Source organism: Candidatus Gullanella endobia (assembly GCF_900048035.1).
Taxonomy (GTDB): Bacteria; Pseudomonadota; Gammaproteobacteria; order Enterobacterales; family Enterobacteriaceae; genus Gullanella; species Gullanella endobia.
The window spans coordinates 866,700-883,383 of sequence record NZ_LN999832.1; the positions used below are offsets into that span (position 1 = coordinate 866,700).

At 33.6% G+C, this 16,684-nt stretch carries 11 protein-coding genes; all 11 read right to left on the minus strand.

What is annotated here, in order from left to right; genetic code table 11:
* Window positions 1–57: 57 nt before the first annotated feature.
* On the minus strand, window positions 58–1,221 hold the full coding sequence (ftsZ, locus tag FVIR_RS02385; RefSeq protein ID WP_067498514.1) for a cell division protein FtsZ: 1,164 nt from the start codon (window positions 1,219–1,221) through the stop codon (window positions 58–60).
* A gap of 71 nt (window positions 1,222–1,292) precedes the next feature.
* A complete protein-coding gene (gene ftsA / locus FVIR_RS02390; RefSeq protein ID WP_067498521.1) occupies window positions 1,293–2,564 on the minus strand; it encodes a cell division protein FtsA in 1,272 nt (423 codons plus the stop codon).
* A 23-nt stretch (window positions 2,565–2,587) separates the two neighbouring features.
* Window positions 2,588–3,364, minus strand: a complete 777-nt coding sequence (ftsQ, locus tag FVIR_RS02395; protein ID WP_082799145.1) for a cell division protein FtsQ — start codon at window positions 3,362–3,364, stop codon at window positions 2,588–2,590.
* 1,493 nt (window positions 3,365–4,857) lie between these two features.
* The gene (murG, locus tag FVIR_RS02400; protein WP_067498523.1) at window positions 4,858–5,925 is read right to left on the minus strand and encodes an undecaprenyldiphospho-muramoylpentapeptide beta-N-acetylglucosaminyltransferase; all 1,068 of its coding nucleotides are present in this window, start codon (window positions 5,923–5,925) and stop codon (window positions 4,858–4,860) included.
* A complete protein-coding gene (ftsW, locus tag FVIR_RS02405) occupies window positions 5,922–7,115 on the minus strand; it encodes a cell division protein FtsW (RefSeq protein ID WP_082799146.1) in 1,194 nt (397 codons plus the stop codon). The genes murG and ftsW overlap by 4 nt, the downstream gene beginning before the upstream one ends.
* A gap of 1,007 nt (window positions 7,116–8,122) precedes the next feature.
* Window positions 8,123–9,208, minus strand: coding sequence for a phospho-N-acetylmuramoyl-pentapeptide-transferase (mraY, locus tag FVIR_RS02410; RefSeq protein ID WP_067498525.1), 1,086 nt, complete (start codon window positions 9,206–9,208; stop codon window positions 8,123–8,125).
* Window positions 9,202–10,569 (minus strand): UDP-N-acetylmuramoyl-tripeptide--D-alanyl-D-alanine ligase, encoded by a 1,368-nt coding sequence (gene murF, locus FVIR_RS02415; RefSeq protein WP_067498528.1) that lies wholly within the window; start codon window positions 10,567–10,569, stop codon window positions 9,202–9,204. The genes mraY and murF overlap by 7 nt, the downstream gene beginning before the upstream one ends.
* Window positions 10,566–12,053: a UDP-N-acetylmuramoyl-L-alanyl-D-glutamate--2,6-diaminopimelate ligase gene (gene murE / locus FVIR_RS02420; RefSeq protein ID WP_067498530.1), complete on the minus strand. Its 1,488-nt coding sequence runs from the start codon at window positions 12,051–12,053 to the stop codon at window positions 10,566–10,568. The genes murF and murE overlap by 4 nt, the downstream gene beginning before the upstream one ends.
* A complete protein-coding gene (gene ftsI / locus FVIR_RS02425; protein WP_067498534.1) occupies window positions 12,053–13,810 on the minus strand; it encodes a peptidoglycan glycosyltransferase FtsI in 1,758 nt (585 codons plus the stop codon). Before ftsI ends, murE begins: the two co-directional genes overlap by 1 nt.
* 22 nt (window positions 13,811–13,832) lie before the next feature.
* Window positions 13,833–14,153: a cell division protein FtsL gene (gene ftsL, locus FVIR_RS02430; protein WP_067498538.1), complete on the minus strand. Its 321-nt coding sequence runs from the start codon at window positions 14,151–14,153 to the stop codon at window positions 13,833–13,835.
* Window positions 14,150–15,097 carry a 16S rRNA (cytosine(1402)-N(4))-methyltransferase RsmH gene (gene rsmH / locus FVIR_RS02435; protein WP_067498542.1) on the minus strand — a complete coding sequence of 316 codons (948 nt, stop codon included), beginning with the start codon at window positions 15,095–15,097 and terminating at the stop codon, window positions 14,150–14,152. Before rsmH ends, ftsL begins: the two co-directional genes overlap by 4 nt.
* Window positions 15,098–16,684 lie beyond the last annotated feature (1,587 nt).

The following is a 16,684-nucleotide window of genomic DNA, read 5'->3' on the forward strand; positions in this document are numbered from 1 at the left end:
GAAAAGTAGACATATCTGTTTAGCGTAAAAGACAGTGTTTCAAAAAAATTTTATAACTTAATCTGCCTGTTTTCGTAAGAATGTTGGAATATCCAGATAGTCTAATTCCTGATCTCTTTTGAAATTCTGCTCATTAACTACTTTAGTAACTATTGCTTTCTTTTCCTTAATAAAGGATGAGATATTTTTATTATGATTATAGTAGCACTTATCTATCACTGGCTGTCTGTTCTGCTTATTAGTTATCAATGTAATTTCTGATCGTTTATCTATACCGATACCAGTCGCTACTACAGTAACTCGCAGTTCATCGCTCATATCCGGATGTAATGAAGTACCAATAACTACAGTAGCATTATCAGAAGAAAAAGCGCGAATAGTATTACCAACGGTTTCAAACTCATCTAAACGCATATTAAAGCCTGAAGTAATATTGACTAAAACCCCATGGGCGCCAGACAAATCGATATCTTCTAGAAGTGGGCTAGAGATCGCCATTTCTGCTGCTTTTTCCGCACGATCTTCACCGCAAGCAACACCAGAGCCCATCATGGCACAGCCCATTTCTGACATTACAGTACGTACATCAGCAAAATCAACGTTCATTAATCCTGGACAGGTTATAAGTTCAGCGATACCTTGTACTGCATCTTTTAATATATTATTAGCAATACTGAATGCATCTAATAACGAAATGCCACGCCCAAGGACTTTTAATAACTTATCATTAGGAATAGTAATAAGCGAATCGACATGCTTAGAAAGTTCGATAATACCTTTTTCAGCAAAAGACATGCGTTTCTTTCCCTCAAAATTAAAGGGTTTTGTAACTACTGCTACGGTTAAAATACCAATATCCTTAGCAATTTCTGCAATAACTGGTGCAGCACCAGTACCAGTACCACCGCCCATACCAGCAGCAATAAACACCATATCAGTCCCTTCAAGTGCAGTTAAGAGTAGTTCTCGGTCCCCTTCGGCTGAGTTTCGACCTACTTCTGGATTAGCGCCAGCTCCAAGTCCTTTTGTAATACTACTGCCAATTTGAATAGCTTGGCCTACTGATATTTTACGTAATGCCTGAGCATCAGTATTAACTACGAAAAAATCTACACCTTCAATTTGTTCGCGTACCATATGTTCGACGGCATTTCCGCCACCTCCGCCGATACCAATGACTTTAATTACTGCATCGTTGGTTAATTCCATAGGTTCAAACATAATTTTCTCCTATAATTTTTTCTTTTTATATCTGCTAATTTTAATTCGATCAATTGATAAACAGAAAAATTTCATTTTAAAATCAAAAAAATTCCTTTTTTTAACCAGATACTTAATCGTTTAAACCATCTATTAATTAATAATTTTTTTTCTATATTCACTTCGCTGTTTAAATGTAATTCTTTACCATAATGTAATAATCCTACGACAGTAGAATAATCAGGTGCTTTTGTATGATCTGTTAAACCAGTTATATTAAGCGGCTGGCCGATACGTACTTGAGTATGAAATACTTGTTTTGCGCATGCTGTTAAGCCATCAATTTTCGTTGCTCCACCAGTCAAGACAATGCCCGCGGCGAGATTATGTTTTACTCCTTGTTCTCGCAGTTGTTCCTGCAATTGTAAAATCTCGTTTTGAACTAGAGCAAATAATTCACTGTAACGTGGTTCGATCACTTCAGCCAAAGTTTGACGCTGGAGATTTCTCGGTGGTCGGCCACCGACGTTTGCTATTTCTATATTCTCATCTTTATTAACCATAGCACTAAGTGCACATCCGTGGCGAATTTTGATTTCTTCAGCATCTGTAGGTGATGTACCAAAGGCGTAGGCGATATCGCTAGTAACTACATTACCTGCATAAGGAATTACTTTTGTATAGCGCAACGCTCCTGCAGTATATACTACCATATCCATAGTTCCACCACCGATATCAAGCATACATACACCCAATTCGCGTTCATCTTCAGTGAGAACTGCATAACTTGACGCTAAACCACTAAAAATAAGTTGATCAACTTTAAGACCACAACATTCAACTGCTTTAATAATGTTTTTGGCCATATCATTATGGCAGGTAATCATATGGACTTTAACCTGCATACGAATACCTGATAGTCCAATTGGATTTCTAATTCCTTCCTGATAATCAATTGCATAATCCTGAGGAATAACATGCAATATACGACGCTCATCTAGCATACGAACCGATTTAGCAATATGCACTACATTCTCAATATCTTCTTGAGTTACTTCTTCTTCGGAAATCGGCACCATACCAATTTCATTCTGGTAACTGATATGTCTACCAGATAAGGAAAGGTAAACTGAAGAAATATGGCAATCTGCCATTAACTCAGCTTTATTAATAGTATGCTGGACACATTTTACGACTGCTTCCAGATCGTTAACATCACCTTTTTCCATGCCACGAGATTGACAACTACTAATACCGATTATATTTATCATAATATCGGGCAATAGTTCTCCTACCAGTGCAGCTACCTTGGTAGTACCGATCTCTAATCCTACTAGCAGTTTTCTATTTATTGCTTTGATCATTCTTATTTTGCCTGTATTTGAATCTATTGCTGATTATTAATTTTCGATCCGGTATAAATTTCGGCCCAACCGACAGCCAATCCTGATTTATAGCGCATATCTATATAACTAATACGTTTATTATCATTTATGGCTTGCTGGAGAAGAATCGGATAAATCCTAATAAAGCGCTTTAAGCGCTTAGCTCTATCATCTCGGCCTAATTCAAGTTTAATACCGTCTCGTAACGTTAATTGCCACGAGTGGCGAGCGCTCATACTGACTGATTTAATCTGAAACTTAGTCGTCATTAGCATTTCGTTCATTATACGATATTCGTTCAGTATCTCTCTTTCGCTACCCTCTGGACCATAAAGCATTAGAATAGGATGATTACTAATACGCTCCGATGGAGCACTAAATACTTGGCTGCTGCTGTCAAGTAGATATTGATCATTCCAGCGCGCTATAGGTACATATTCTAGAAAATGTATTTTTAACTCGTCCGGCCATCGCTTACATACACTAATTTTTTTTATCCATGGCATACGCTTAATTTGCTGATGAATAATATTAACCTCTTGCCGTATAAAGGCATCGGTCGTTCCTAATGCTAGGATTGCATTGCGGATATCATCATTGGTAGTATAATGACGATATCCGGTTACTATTAATCGAGATAATGGTAAATGATAGGTATCTTTCATCCAATCTACGATTATCCATCCTCCTAATAGGAGGGTATAGAGTAATATTAGTAAAAAAATCAGACCCGTGAGTTGACTGAAATTGATATGTTCTGCAATAATTCTTCTGTCCATTTCATATTTTATATGTTTATTACTATTTGTTTATGTCAGATCATTTCAACTAAAAATGATTAAGATATTTTTTGAAAATTAAATTCTTTAATCACAATATTTTCGAATAACTTCAACTGTAGCAATTAGTTTTTAGTTATTTTATGAATAATTTTTCAATCGTATCAGTACATTTAATTAGTACTAAACTATTTTCTTTTAATACCTATTTTAGTATCACAGGAATTGAATTAATATCTAGTATCAGAATTAGATTTACCTTACCGTATCTGCGAATAGTGCAGTATAAACAATATCTATCAATGCTGGAGATCAATTCTTTGTTAGAAGAATCAACTTCCAATATCAATAGAATATTTAAGCTAGAAAGGATATTAACAGAAATATTATATAGATCTCACATAAACGTATAACAATGTAATTGAAACATTATAACTAACTACTTATTTAATTAACTATATAGATACTACTTTAATAGTAATATCTATATAGTTATGTGATGGTTGTAATTATTTACTAGTATAATTGCCTTCTATTTTGCTATTAAAATTGATAAATATCATAATCGTCAACTTGATAAAGTAATATTAGATAAATCAAATTATAACATTTTTTATAAAACTTTTTTCGTTGATATGATTTTTTGATCTCCATATAAATTACTGTACTACATTCAATACCTTGTGATAATTTATTAAATTAATTTTTACTAATATATTATTTATTTTAAACAAAGCTAAAGTTGAAAAACGCTATTCTAGCGATAATTACTAATATAAAAAATCAGCATAATTTATAAAATAAAAGTATTATTTTCCCAATGTGAGTTAGAAATTTTCGGATTATCAGATCGCTAATACATGTTAGCAAACTGCTATAAAAAGATTGATTATACAGAGTTATATCCTATAAATTAATTAATAATCAATATTATAAGTTGAAAATACAGGAAGGATAAATTATTTTAATTAGTTATTTTATCAGATAGCGATTTCAGATTAGATAGAGATAAACACTAAATAATTTTGCTAATTTGTTATTTGTAACAATTAAATATAGAATAACTACTATATAAATAATAGACATTATTGCAATCGTTTTTGTTTGAGCATATATGCTATAAAAGTTATATTTTTATGAAAAATAAACCAGTATTATTAATATTTCTGTACAATATAAAGAAGGATTTTTTAAATTTTTAACCGTTAAGATTTCAGTATTATTTGCTATAATAACATTTAATATCATAACTATGATATTGGCATTACTGATATTATTAAGGTGATAACTGAAATAAATTTCAGCATACAAGTAGGTTTGCTTGTGTATAATTAAGATTAATACTAAATCAATCTTACTACTTTAATAGATTCTATTTTAATTTCAAAATAGCATTATATCGGTATTTCAATATCGATAAAATAGCTTTGTTTAATATTATGCATTTTAAAAATAAAAGTTCATAATATATATCCTATATTATCTGTATATAATCAAATACGCACCATTGCCATTATTTCCTGTATTATGCGTTCCGTTGCATCAGGTATAGCTACCATCCTGGCGTGTTTCGCCATAGTTAGTAATGTTGGTCTATCCCAACTGGATAGTATATTACTAACCTGATCAACATTAAAGGCCGGTTGCTCAATGATCTTCGCTGCGCCAACTTGTTCTAGTCGTCGTGCATTCCAATACTGCTGACGATCTTTGTGCATAAACGGTACAAAAAGAGCTGGTAAACCGACAGTAGAAATTTCACTTACTGTCAGTGCTCCAGCACGGCAAATTACAATATCTGCCCAAGCATAGGCAGAAGCCATATCGTCGATAAACTCTAGTACTTTGTGCTGTCTCACACCGTTTTTTTTATAGTCTTGATTAACTTCCTCTAGCGCTCCTTTTCCTACTTGATGCCATAGTGTTAATGTATCAGCCAAACGGCCGGCGACTTCCGGCATGATTTGATTAAGTATCTTCGCACCTTGACTTCCACCGATAATTAATACTCGAATTGGGCCTGTACGATCACGAAAACGCGTTTCAGGTTCTGGTAGAGATATAATTGCATCTCGTATTGGATTTCCAACTAAATTGGCATGAGGAAAAGTGCCTGGAAATGCTTGTAGAACTTTATTGGAAATTTTTGACAAAAAACGATTAGTAAGACCAGCGATACTATTCTGTTCATGTAAGATCACTGGAATACCTAAGCTCCAAGCTGCTAGACATCCCGGCCCAGAAACATAACCACCCATTCCAAGTACTATATCTGGTCGCCACATATGCATAATCTGTCTAGCTTGATACAGAGCACGACAAATACGCACTGGTACTAACAGTTTTGTTTTCAGTTCTTTACCGCGAAAACCACTAATATTAACAAAATTAATATCAATACCATGCTGCGGAACAAGATCAGATTCTATGCGATTGGCAGTACCGAGCCAGCGGACCTCCCATCTCTGTGCTATCAGGCGATGCGCAACTACCAATCCAGGGAAAACATGTCCACCGGTACCCCCTGCTATCACCATTAGTCGCTTTGTTTTTGTTATCATCGCGACCATTTTGAAAATGCCTGTACCTTAGCTAGACGCGTTTCAAAATCTACTCTTAGTAGTAGCACTATTGTTGTCGACATAATAAGCAGGCTTGAACCACCATAACTGATAAATGGTAAGGTTAAACCTTTTGTTGGTATTATACCAGCGGTAGCACTCACATTAACTATCGTTTGAAAAGCAAAAGATATTCCAATAGAGCAGGCAAGTAAACCAGAAAAAATCTGGTTTATTTTCAACGCTTTTCGTCCAATAGACATAGCACGTAATGAAATACAAAATACTATCAGTAACGCTAGAACTACACCAAAGTAACCTAATTCTTCACCTAAAATAGCAAAAATAAAGTCGGTATGAGCTTCCGGTAAATAATCTAGTTTCTGTATTGAGTTACCCAATCCTTGCCCCCAAAACTCACCACGACCAAATGCCATAAGTGATTGTGTAAGCTGATAACCACTGCCAAATGGATCATTCCATGGGTTCCAAAATGATGTTAAACGTCGTATTCGATAGGGCTCAGTGATAATGAGTAATAGCACTACAAAAATGCTAGAGCTAACAATTGATAAAAATTGCCATAATTTAGCACCAACTAAAAATAACATTGCCAGAGTAGTAACAAATAATATTATAACAGTTCCAAGATCGGGTTGAGCAAGAAGTAATAGTGCTAATAGAATCATCACGCCTATTGGCTTACAAAATCCCAAAAAATTGGTACGTACTTCCTCTACCTTGCATACTAAATAATTAACTAGATGGCAAAATAGAGCTAATTTTGATAATTCTGCTGGTTGGATGCGCAGCGGCCCAAGTGCTATCCAACGTGATGCACCGTTAACTGAATTACCGATTATTAGAACAACTAATAACATTACCAGCGTGGTAAACAATATTACTGAGCTGTAGCGTTGCCAAAACACCATCGGAATTCTCAATGTTACTAATGATAACAAAAATGCTAAACAGAGGTAAAATGCATCACGTTTTGCAAAATAAAATGGGTCATTTGATAAATGTGCTCCAATCGACATAGATGCCGAAGTTACCATTACAAAACCAATGCTAGCTAGTCCTAGCGTCAGCCATAATAATGTACGATCATATAGTAAATAAGTTTTTACCTTAGGTTCGCTTATCTCTCTAATTAAGCTATAAATGAATTTTAAACTAGAAAAACGCATAAGATAATAACCTATGCTAGGTGAATAAAAATATCAGCATACACTTTTGAAATGCTAAATTAATCTAAACGATTATAAGATAGTTTTAGTATAAAAATCACTGTTCTTATCATAGATAAGATAATATATGTAGCATATTTAAAATCAAGATTAGTTTGTATGGAATAAAAATATACTTACCAAAAGTATTGATAGGATACGCCTATAATTATTATAAACATAATCAGAAACTATCTTTCTCTTAGAGAGAAGTAACTATGCGCTATAATATAATTTTACCTAGAATATGAATAAAGAAAATGGTTTTTATATTTCTCACCAATGCCGGTATATTGTATTTTATGTCTATATACTAGTAGGATAAGCAGTATATGCTCTTCGTTAAAGATAAAGATCTTATTCTTATTATCTTTGTGTATTTTAATGTGATTACAAAATGCTGTCTAAAAATTAAGTTGATGGGAATCTATTCAATGTTTTATCAATGCTGAGAATACTTACTACTAATAATTTTAGACTGTAAATAGTTTCTAATTAAAAACTTGATATTTTAAAAAATACATCTGGCAAAGTGATATTAAAATAATAATATTATTAGATAGATAGTATTATCAATATCTATCTAATTCTCATAGTTAAGAATAACTATTTTACTCATAATATAGGTAATAATATTTTTCTTTTAGAGTTAATTATTGTTGTTAATTAAACCAATTTTCCATAAAAACTTTATTTTGTTAATAATCCTAACCTAAGTTAATATAACTGAAATTAGTTCAGGATACGAAAAAAGAACATTAAAGAAAATTATAATATATAATATCATTAATGAACTATTGTGTATATAATGTATTTGAATACATCTAAATGATGTGAAGTATTATTCGATAATTTATTTAAATCGAGAGGTTTAAAATCATGATAAATATAGTAGAACTGCAATATAGTAAAGATTAACCATTTGCTTAATGATAATGACTCTTTTTCGCTTTGATAGTTTGTTATTATCATCCTATTTTTAGAGTTGCTAGTCCGATAAAGACCAATATCAGCGAGATAATCCATAAACGCACAATGATACGTGGTTCTGGATAACCTTTTAATTCATAGTGGTGATGAATTGGTGCCATACGGAAAATACGTCGCCCGCGTAATTTGAAAGATCCTACTTGTAAAATTACTGATAAAGTTTCTACTACGAAAACTCCACCCATAATTAATAGTAAAAGTTCCTGACGTAATAAAACAGCAATAATACCAAGCGCACCACCTAACGCTAGTGAGCCAACATCGCCCATAAATATTTTGGCAGGATAGGTATTAAACCATAAAAACCCTAATCCGGCGCCGATAATAGCCATACATATCACAACCAATTCACCCGAAAATCGCAAATAAGGAATATGTAAATATTCTGCAAAATCTACATTACTTGTTACTAATGCTATTAGTGCTAGACCAGCAGCGACAATCACTACTAACATAGTTGCTAGACCGTCTAGACCATCAGTTAAGTTAACTGCATTACTGGTACCAACAATAACAAAATATGCTAAAAGTACATACCAAAGACTAGGCTGTAGTATAATTTCTTTAAAAAATGGAATTACCAAGTAGGTTATTTTTGGTGTATATATTCTAAATATAAATATAGTAAATAAAACTGTTAGCGCTATTATTGATTGCCAAAAATACTTCCAGAGAGCAACAAGTCCCCGAGCATTTTTGTATACTATTTTGCGATAATCATCGATAAAGCCTATGCTACCGTAACTTATTAGGATAAACAAAACACACCAGAGATATGGGTTAGATAAATAGACCCACATTAATACTGAAATTGTGATTGATATGAGGATCATCAATCCACCCATGGTTGGAGTGCTGCTTTTGCATAAATGCAATTCCGGACCGTCATTTCGAATTATCTGTTTAATCTGGAGTTTTTTTAGATAGGCAATAATATAAGGTCCCATCCACAGTGATAAAAAAAACGAAGTTAAAAAACTTATACTAGTACGAAACATTAAATAAGAAAAGATATTGAATCCTGAATAAAATTGAACTAGATATTCAGCTAGACAGATTAACATAGTGCTCTCTCCTGTAACGCGTGCACTATTTGTTCCATTGCAGAATTATGTGAACCCTTTACTAATATAGTCATAACTGCTTTTTTTGATAATAGCTGTATCAATTTTATGATTAGTGCAGTCTTGTCCTGAAAATGCTCACCCCGACCACTAGCTTTGCTAATAAGATAGCTTAAACGGCCAAAACTTAAAACTTTATCGATACAGGTTAAAGCAACATTTTTTCCAACCTGAAGATGATATTTTTCAGCTTTCTCTCCTAGTTCAAGCATATCGCCAACTACCATTACCCGATATCCTGGCATTTCCGATAATACTTGTAAAGCAGCATCCATAGAACCAACATTAGCGTTATAGCTATCATCTAATAAAAGATGATCAGTACCAAGTGTAATAGGAAATAAACGTCCAGGTATAGCTTTTAAATGTGCTAAACCGGTAGTAATCGCCGATAATCCAGCTCCTACTGATACTGCTAATGCGCAAGCAGCTAGTGCATTAGCAACATTATGTTTACCTAATAACGGTAACTGAACCTGACATTTTCCTAATGGACTATGTAAGATAAAACGTATACCCTTCTGATCGCTTTTTATATTAGTAGCAAAAAAATCCACATCATTATCAGCCTGCAAAGCAAAACGCCAAATTGTCTTATGACCTAGCATCTGTTTCCAGCACGACCAATCATGGCTATCAGCATTAAGAATGCCGCGTCCATTATCTGGTAATCCAGTAAAGATTTCACCTTTGGCTTGTGCTACGCCAGATAATGAACCGAATCCGGCTAAATGGGCTGCAGAAAGATTATTTACTAGCGCAGTTTCTGGTCGTACTAAATCGGTAGTCCAAGCAATTTCACCAAGATGATTCCCTCCCAGCTCGATAACTGCAAAATCATGTTTTGGAGTTAAACGCAACAATGTTAGTGGTACGCCAATATCATTATTAAAATTATCTTTTGTCGAAAGAACTAGCCCACATTGGCTCAAGATAGCAGCTGTCATTTCTTTAACCGATGTTTTCCCAGAAGATCCTGTTATAGCTACTACCCGTGTTGGAACCTGCTGACGAACCCAAGCACCCAATTGACCTAACGCGCGCTTAGTATCGGCTACAAATAACTGTGGCACGGAAAACGGTAGACGACGGCTCACTAGAAGTGCAACAGCACCAGCATCTAGCGCTTGTTTAGCAAAATCATGCGCATCAAACTGATTGCCCTTCAGCGCAATAAACAAACATTGCTGTGTTACTGAAGATGTCCGCGAATCGGTAATGATAGTCTCAATAGTGCTATCATTACCGATTCGCTCAGCGTTAAGTACTGGTGCAATTGCGCTTAATCTAAATGGAATCATACTAACATGCCTAATAATTTTGCTACAGTAGTACGATCGGAATACTCTAGATGTTTCTGACCAATGATCTGGTAATCCTCATGGCCTTTACCAGCTACTAATACTAAATCTTCTGGCGCGGCTTGCATAATAACGCTAGTAAGCGCTTCGGCTCGACCAGAAATTGTTTGTACTAAGCTAGAATCTAGTAGGCCACTCTTAATATCGTTAATAATATCCTGAACTGCTTCGCTACGAGGATTATCATCAGTAATAATCACATGATCAGCGTACTGTTCAGCAATAGCACCCATTAATGGCCGTTTGCCTTTATCACGATCGCCACCGCAGCCAAATACGCACCATAATTTACCATAGCAATGTAGCCTAGCCGACACTAATGCTTTTTTTAGCGCATCAGGAGTATGAGCATAATCTACTAGAACTTTAGGATGACCTTCTGTATGAAATACTTCCATGCGACCACAAACCGATTGTAAACGACTAGCACTCTCAATAAGAGCTGATAACGGATAGCCGAGTACTAATAGCGTCGTGAATGCTAATAATAGATTGCTAACATTAAATTCCCCCACTAATGGACTATGAAGAATTCCTTCACCCCACTTAGACTGAAAGGGAATCTCTGCACCATGCTCATGGTAATGTATCTCACCGGCACATAACCAATCGCCTTGAAACTTTAGCGGTAACACTTTATTAATGGTAATCGCAACTGCTTTAGGTAATATTTTGAGCCAGCGTTGTCCAGTATCATCATCAGCATTAATAATATACTGATTAACATCTAACTCGTTGAATAGACGCCATTTAGCTGCTTCATATTGCATCATATCACCGTGATAATCGAGATGATCTCGACTTAAATTTGTAAATATTGCAGCAGAAAAATGCACATCACTGACCCTATTCTGAACTAGTCCGTGGGAAGATACTTCCATTGCTGCAAATCGCGCACCTTGTTGGTATATCTGTGATAACAGCTTTTGAACTTCAATAGGTGAAGCAGTAGTATTTTTAGCTGGATAAATATGTTTTAGTAAACCATTACCAACAGTACCCATTACAGCACTTATCTCACCTAACAAGTTCGTCCACTGTGCAAGAATATGACTTGTAGTAGTTTTTCCGTTGGTACCTGTGACGCCTACTAATCGAAGTGAACGCGATGGTTGTTGATAAAAACGACCCGCTAAGGCTGACAAGCGTGTATGGAGATGCTGTAGATAAATGATAGGTACACCGTGAAATTCACTAATTTTGCTTTCTTCAATTTCATCTTTTGTTTGTGCTACAACAGCAGCGACACCTTGCAAAATCGCTTGAGGAATGTAGTAACGTCCATCTGTTTTTTGACCAGCGATAGCAACAAATAGATCACCAACTTTCGCAGTTCGGCTATCTACTGTCATTTCTCTTAACATACGTTCTGGAGTATTAGGTACCCAGGGCATAAGTAGTTCACGTAAATTACGATCAGTCATCAGATGCCTCTTTTTTGATTATTAATGATCATCTTAGATTTTTCATTGAGCTGCGGTAATGAATCCGGCTTTATATTCATAATACGTAGTACATTACTCATAACCGTACCAAATACTGGAGAAGAAACTGCCGCACCATAATATTTTCCGCCCTTTGGATCATTAATTACCACTACTAGCGAAAATCGCGGATTACTCGCCGGCGCAATCCCAGCAGCATATGCAATATATTTATTAATATAATTACCATTTAACCAGACCTTTTTAGTAGTACCAGTTTTCACCGCGACGCGGTATCCCTTAATAGCAGCTTTCGTAATATTTTTTTGTAGTGCTACACTTTCCATCATATGGACCACAGTACGTACTAAAGATTTAGGAAATACTTGATATCCCATTACAGGAGAATTTACCCGAGTAATAGAAAGGGGACGCATTATACCCATGCTGCCAATTGTGGCATAAACTCGAGCTAATTGTAATGGTGTTACCATAAATCCATAACCATAAGAGAAAGTAGCTCTTTCTATTTCAGACCACCTTTTTTTATGAGGATATAAACCACTATTTTCTCCTATTAATCCTAAATTAGTCGTTTTGCCTAATCCAAAACAAGAATAAGTTTTTATTAGCGCCGAAGATGGCATCGCCAATGCTAGCTTAGATACACCAACGTTACTAGATTTTTGCAAAATTCCGCTTACACTTAATTCGTCATAGCACATTACATCTTTAATTTGATGCTTTCCAATCATATAAGGCAAAGTATTTAATACGCTGTTTTCTTGTATCACATGATGCTGTAGTGCAGTCATTACCACCATTGGTTTGACTGTTGATCCTGGCTCAAAAATATCGGTAATAGCACGATTTCGCATTACACTCATCGTAGTATTGGTAAGATTATTTGGATTGTAAGAAGGACTGTTTGCCATAGCTAATATTTCGCCAGTATTGACATCTACTAATACGGCGGTACCGGACTCAGCTTTATTTAAAACTACTGCATTATTTAATTCGCGATATACTAGCGCTTGCAGACGTTTATCGATACTTAGCACTAGATTTTGAGCTTTTTGACTTTCCACATAGGAAATATCTTCAATAACCCGACCGAATCGGTCTTTACGTATCGTACGCTTTCCAGGCTGGCCAGTCAGCCAGTAGTCAAAACTCTTCTCAATACCTTCAATACCCTGATTGTCAATATTAGTCACACCAATGAGATGTGCAGTAACTTGACCTGATGGATAATAGCGTCGCGATTCTTGACGCAGGTAAATACCAGGAAGTTTCAGTTTATGAACATACTCTCCGATAGCAGGATTAACCTGACGCGCTAGATAGATAAAACGCCCTTTGGGATTATTATTAATGCGTGAAGAGAGATAATCAATAGACATAGAAAGTGCATTGGACAGCGCTTTCCATCGATTATCACTACTGATACCACCGTGATCATTGAGTTCTTTAGGATCAGCCCAGATAGCGTTGACTGGTACGCTTACTGCTAATGGATGACCAGCTCGATCGCTTATTATGCCACGTGTAATTGGAATTTTCTGAAAGCGAAGAGAACGCATATCCCCTTCGCGAACTAGTTTATCTGGATTAATTATTTGTAAGTAGGCAACCCGAAACATTAGTCCTAGTAGTGATAGTATAATACAACTGCATAATAAAGCAAAACGCCAGCTGACAAAGTTATTTTTGTTTTCTTTGTGTTTTAGTTTTATTTTATATAATGCGATTTTCATGTGTTGCTAACAATATTAAGGATTAAGGTTGAAGCACAATGTTTTCTTGTGATGAATCTATATGTTGCATATGTAATTTTTTAATAGCGATATGCTCTACACGACTGTAATCTAACAATGTATTCTCTTCTAATATTAAGTTTCGCCATTCAATATCTAATACTTCTTTCTCCAGAGATATTTGTTCACGCTCTGTAGTCAAACATCGTGTTTGATAAGTAGTAGTAACTACAAAAACTGCTGAAACTAAGACGGAGATTAACAGTAAAAACGGCAACTTACCATGATTTAGTAAATCATTCACGATAATGAAAATCAGGTTATTTCGTTTATCGCTAATCATAGTATTAGCTTTTCAGCAAAGCGCAGTATTGAACTGCGTGCTCGTGGGTTGTTACTTATTTCTTTTTCTGAAGGCTTTATTTTGCCTAACGCTTTTAATTGTCGCTGGTTATGGTACTGCAAAGCAATTTGAGATGATGTAAGTGGTAATCCTATTGGTAATTGATATCCACGACTATTTTGACGAATAAATTGTTTTACTAATCGATCTTCTAGTGAATGGAAACTAATAATTGCTAACCTACCGCCAGGAGCTAATACCGTTAACATACCGTCTAGTGCTGTCCTGATCTCTTCTAGTTCATTATTAATATAAATGCGAATAGCCTGAAAGCATCGTGTTGCCGGGTGCTTATGTTTATCGTGAAATGGAACGGTATTACTAATTAGTTTTGCAAGTTCATGAGTACGAGTTATTGGTTTTTGATGATTATACGCAACAATAGCTTGAGCAATACGATTAGAAAAGCGCTCTTCACCAAAAGTTTTAAAAACTAAAGCGATCTCCTGTACCGATGCCTGCGATAACCACTGTGCAGCAGATTGACCATAAGTTGTATTCATGCGCATATCTAACGGTCCATCACGCATAAAAGAAAAACCCCGATTTGGATCATCGATCTGTGGTGATGATAAACCAAGATCCAACAATATACCGTCAACTTTTCCTAATAGATCTCGTTGCGCCATATACTCTACCATAGCGGAAAATGGTCCGTGAATAATAGTAAAACGCGAATCTTGAATAGTTTTTGCTGCCTCTATAGCCGATGGATCACAGTCGATAGCAAACAACCGTCCTTGTGCATTAAGCTTTGATAAAATAAGACGAGAATGTCCACCGCGTCCAAAAGTTCCATCTAGATAGATACCATTTGGACGAAGATTCAGACTTTTTACTGCTTCATTTAATAATACAGTGAAATGTAAATAATTTTCTGACATACTTATAGCGGTAAGTATTAAACTAATTGGTAAATATTAACTCTGTTAATAGATCAGTATTGATCTTATCGTTAATTATTTAATATTAAGTATATTTTTCCTATAATTCAAACTTATTAAATTACTTAGCCAATATCTCTTTTGAGAGCTCAATATATTGTATGAGAAGAGATGTTAGTAACATTTTATTGCGTTATCTAATTTTTACTCGATAGTATGTTTAAGAAAAACTATATCCAATATTTTTTGAAATTCATATTTATAGTTGTAACAATTTTTAATAAATTCCAAGCTGGTAATTAGTAATACAACAGATATAATTTATTTAGGTTAAAATATATACTACCAGATCTACTGTTTCTATATTCAATTTTTCTAAATAAAGAGATAATAGAAATAGTAAACTGATCTTTTTTATCAAAATTAATTAAGCTTCTGTTATGAAGTATACATTAGTTTATTTCTCAAAAAACTTATTACTACTTTTACATAAAGTATTACTAAAAAGTAATATAAGAACAGTTATAAAACATTGTCAAGCGACCAAATAATTAATAATAATTTTTTTATATCGGTTATTATCACTTATCGGATTAAAGTATAAACATCATTACCTATAAATTATTTATAATTAAAAACAAGTTAGTTAATCTAACCTAGATAACACGAAGAAAAGATAAAACAACCAAAGAATAACAAATAATTTTTGCTCTCTTTTTACGAAAAGATTTTAAGTTATTTATTAATATCCTATTTTATTTCTAGATTAATCCAGAAATAAAAAATTAATTATTACAGTATTTAAAAATTCAATATAAATTTAACGGATACTAAATCTAAATAAATTATGAGATCAATGTTTTAAATAAAATAATTAATTAGTAAACTTAATATAAGAAATAATAGACTTTTATAATCAATATATTAAGTTATTATAAATTATTAAAATTTACAATTTTTATTAACTAATACATTACTTTCTTATGTTTTCTAATATATTAATATTAAATATTTACTGCTGTAATTAAATTGTGTTCTATAACATTTGATGTATTATATAAATAGCTTATTAATTATTTTCTATAATTATTTTAGATAACTATACAATTACTGATAGCATCAGTAATATTTAAGTGTAAAATTAAATTTCTATTATATTTTTACAGATGTTTTATATAAATTTCCTTATTATATAAACCTAATTGAACTAATTAGTAACAGATTTTGATAATATAATCTCAATTATAAACCGATTAGTTTCTAATATAACATTTTTATTTTTTATTTATACTAACAGTTTTAATAAAAAATATACTATTAATCCAGTACCACTAGAAAAATACTACAGTAAAAAACGATTAAAATAATATATGTACTAATACATTGTTGAAATAGATATTCGAGAAATATATTTCGTTATCTGGCTAGTTTTCAAAATAGGTAATTAAAAATCTGATAGCTATGATTATGTTCTTAGTATTTAAAATAATTTTCGATGTTTTATAATAAAAAATTTTATAAATTATTGAAATAAAACTCAATGAAATATTTAAAATATTCATGAAATTAAATAAAAGTTTAACAGCT

Coding starts and splice junctions, on each gene's coding strand:
- ftsZ (WP_067498514.1), bottom strand. CDS start 1,221: ATGTTTGAACCTATGGAATTAACCAACGATGCAGTAATTAAAGTCATT.
- ftsA (WP_067498521.1), bottom strand. CDS start 2,564: ATGATCAAAGCAATAAATAGAAAACTGCTAGTAGGATTAGAGATCGGT.
- ftsQ (WP_082799145.1), bottom strand. CDS start 3,364: ATGGACAGAAGAATTATTGCAGAACATATCAATTTCAGTCAACTCACG.
- murG (WP_067498523.1), bottom strand. CDS start 5,925: ATGATAACAAAAACAAAGCGACTAATGGTGATAGCAGGGGGTACCGGT.
- ftsW (WP_082799146.1), bottom strand. CDS start 7,115: ATGCGTTTTTCTAGTTTAAAATTCATTTATAGCTTAATTAGAGAGATA.
- mraY (WP_067498525.1), bottom strand. CDS start 9,208: ATGTTAATCTGTCTAGCTGAATATCTAGTTCAATTTTATTCAGGATTC.
- murF (WP_067498528.1), bottom strand. CDS start 10,569: ATGATTCCATTTAGATTAAGCGCAATTGCACCAGTACTTAACGCTGAG.
- murE (WP_067498530.1), bottom strand. CDS start 12,053: ATGACTGATCGTAATTTACGTGAACTACTTATGCCCTGGGTACCTAAT.
- ftsI (WP_067498534.1), bottom strand. CDS start 13,810: ATGAAAATCGCATTATATAAAATAAAACTAAAACACAAAGAAAACAAA.
- ftsL (WP_067498538.1), bottom strand. CDS start 14,153: ATGATTAGCGATAAACGAAATAACCTGATTTTCATTATCGTGAATGAT.
- rsmH (WP_067498542.1), bottom strand. CDS start 15,097: ATGTCAGAAAATTATTTACATTTCACTGTATTATTAAATGAAGCAGTA.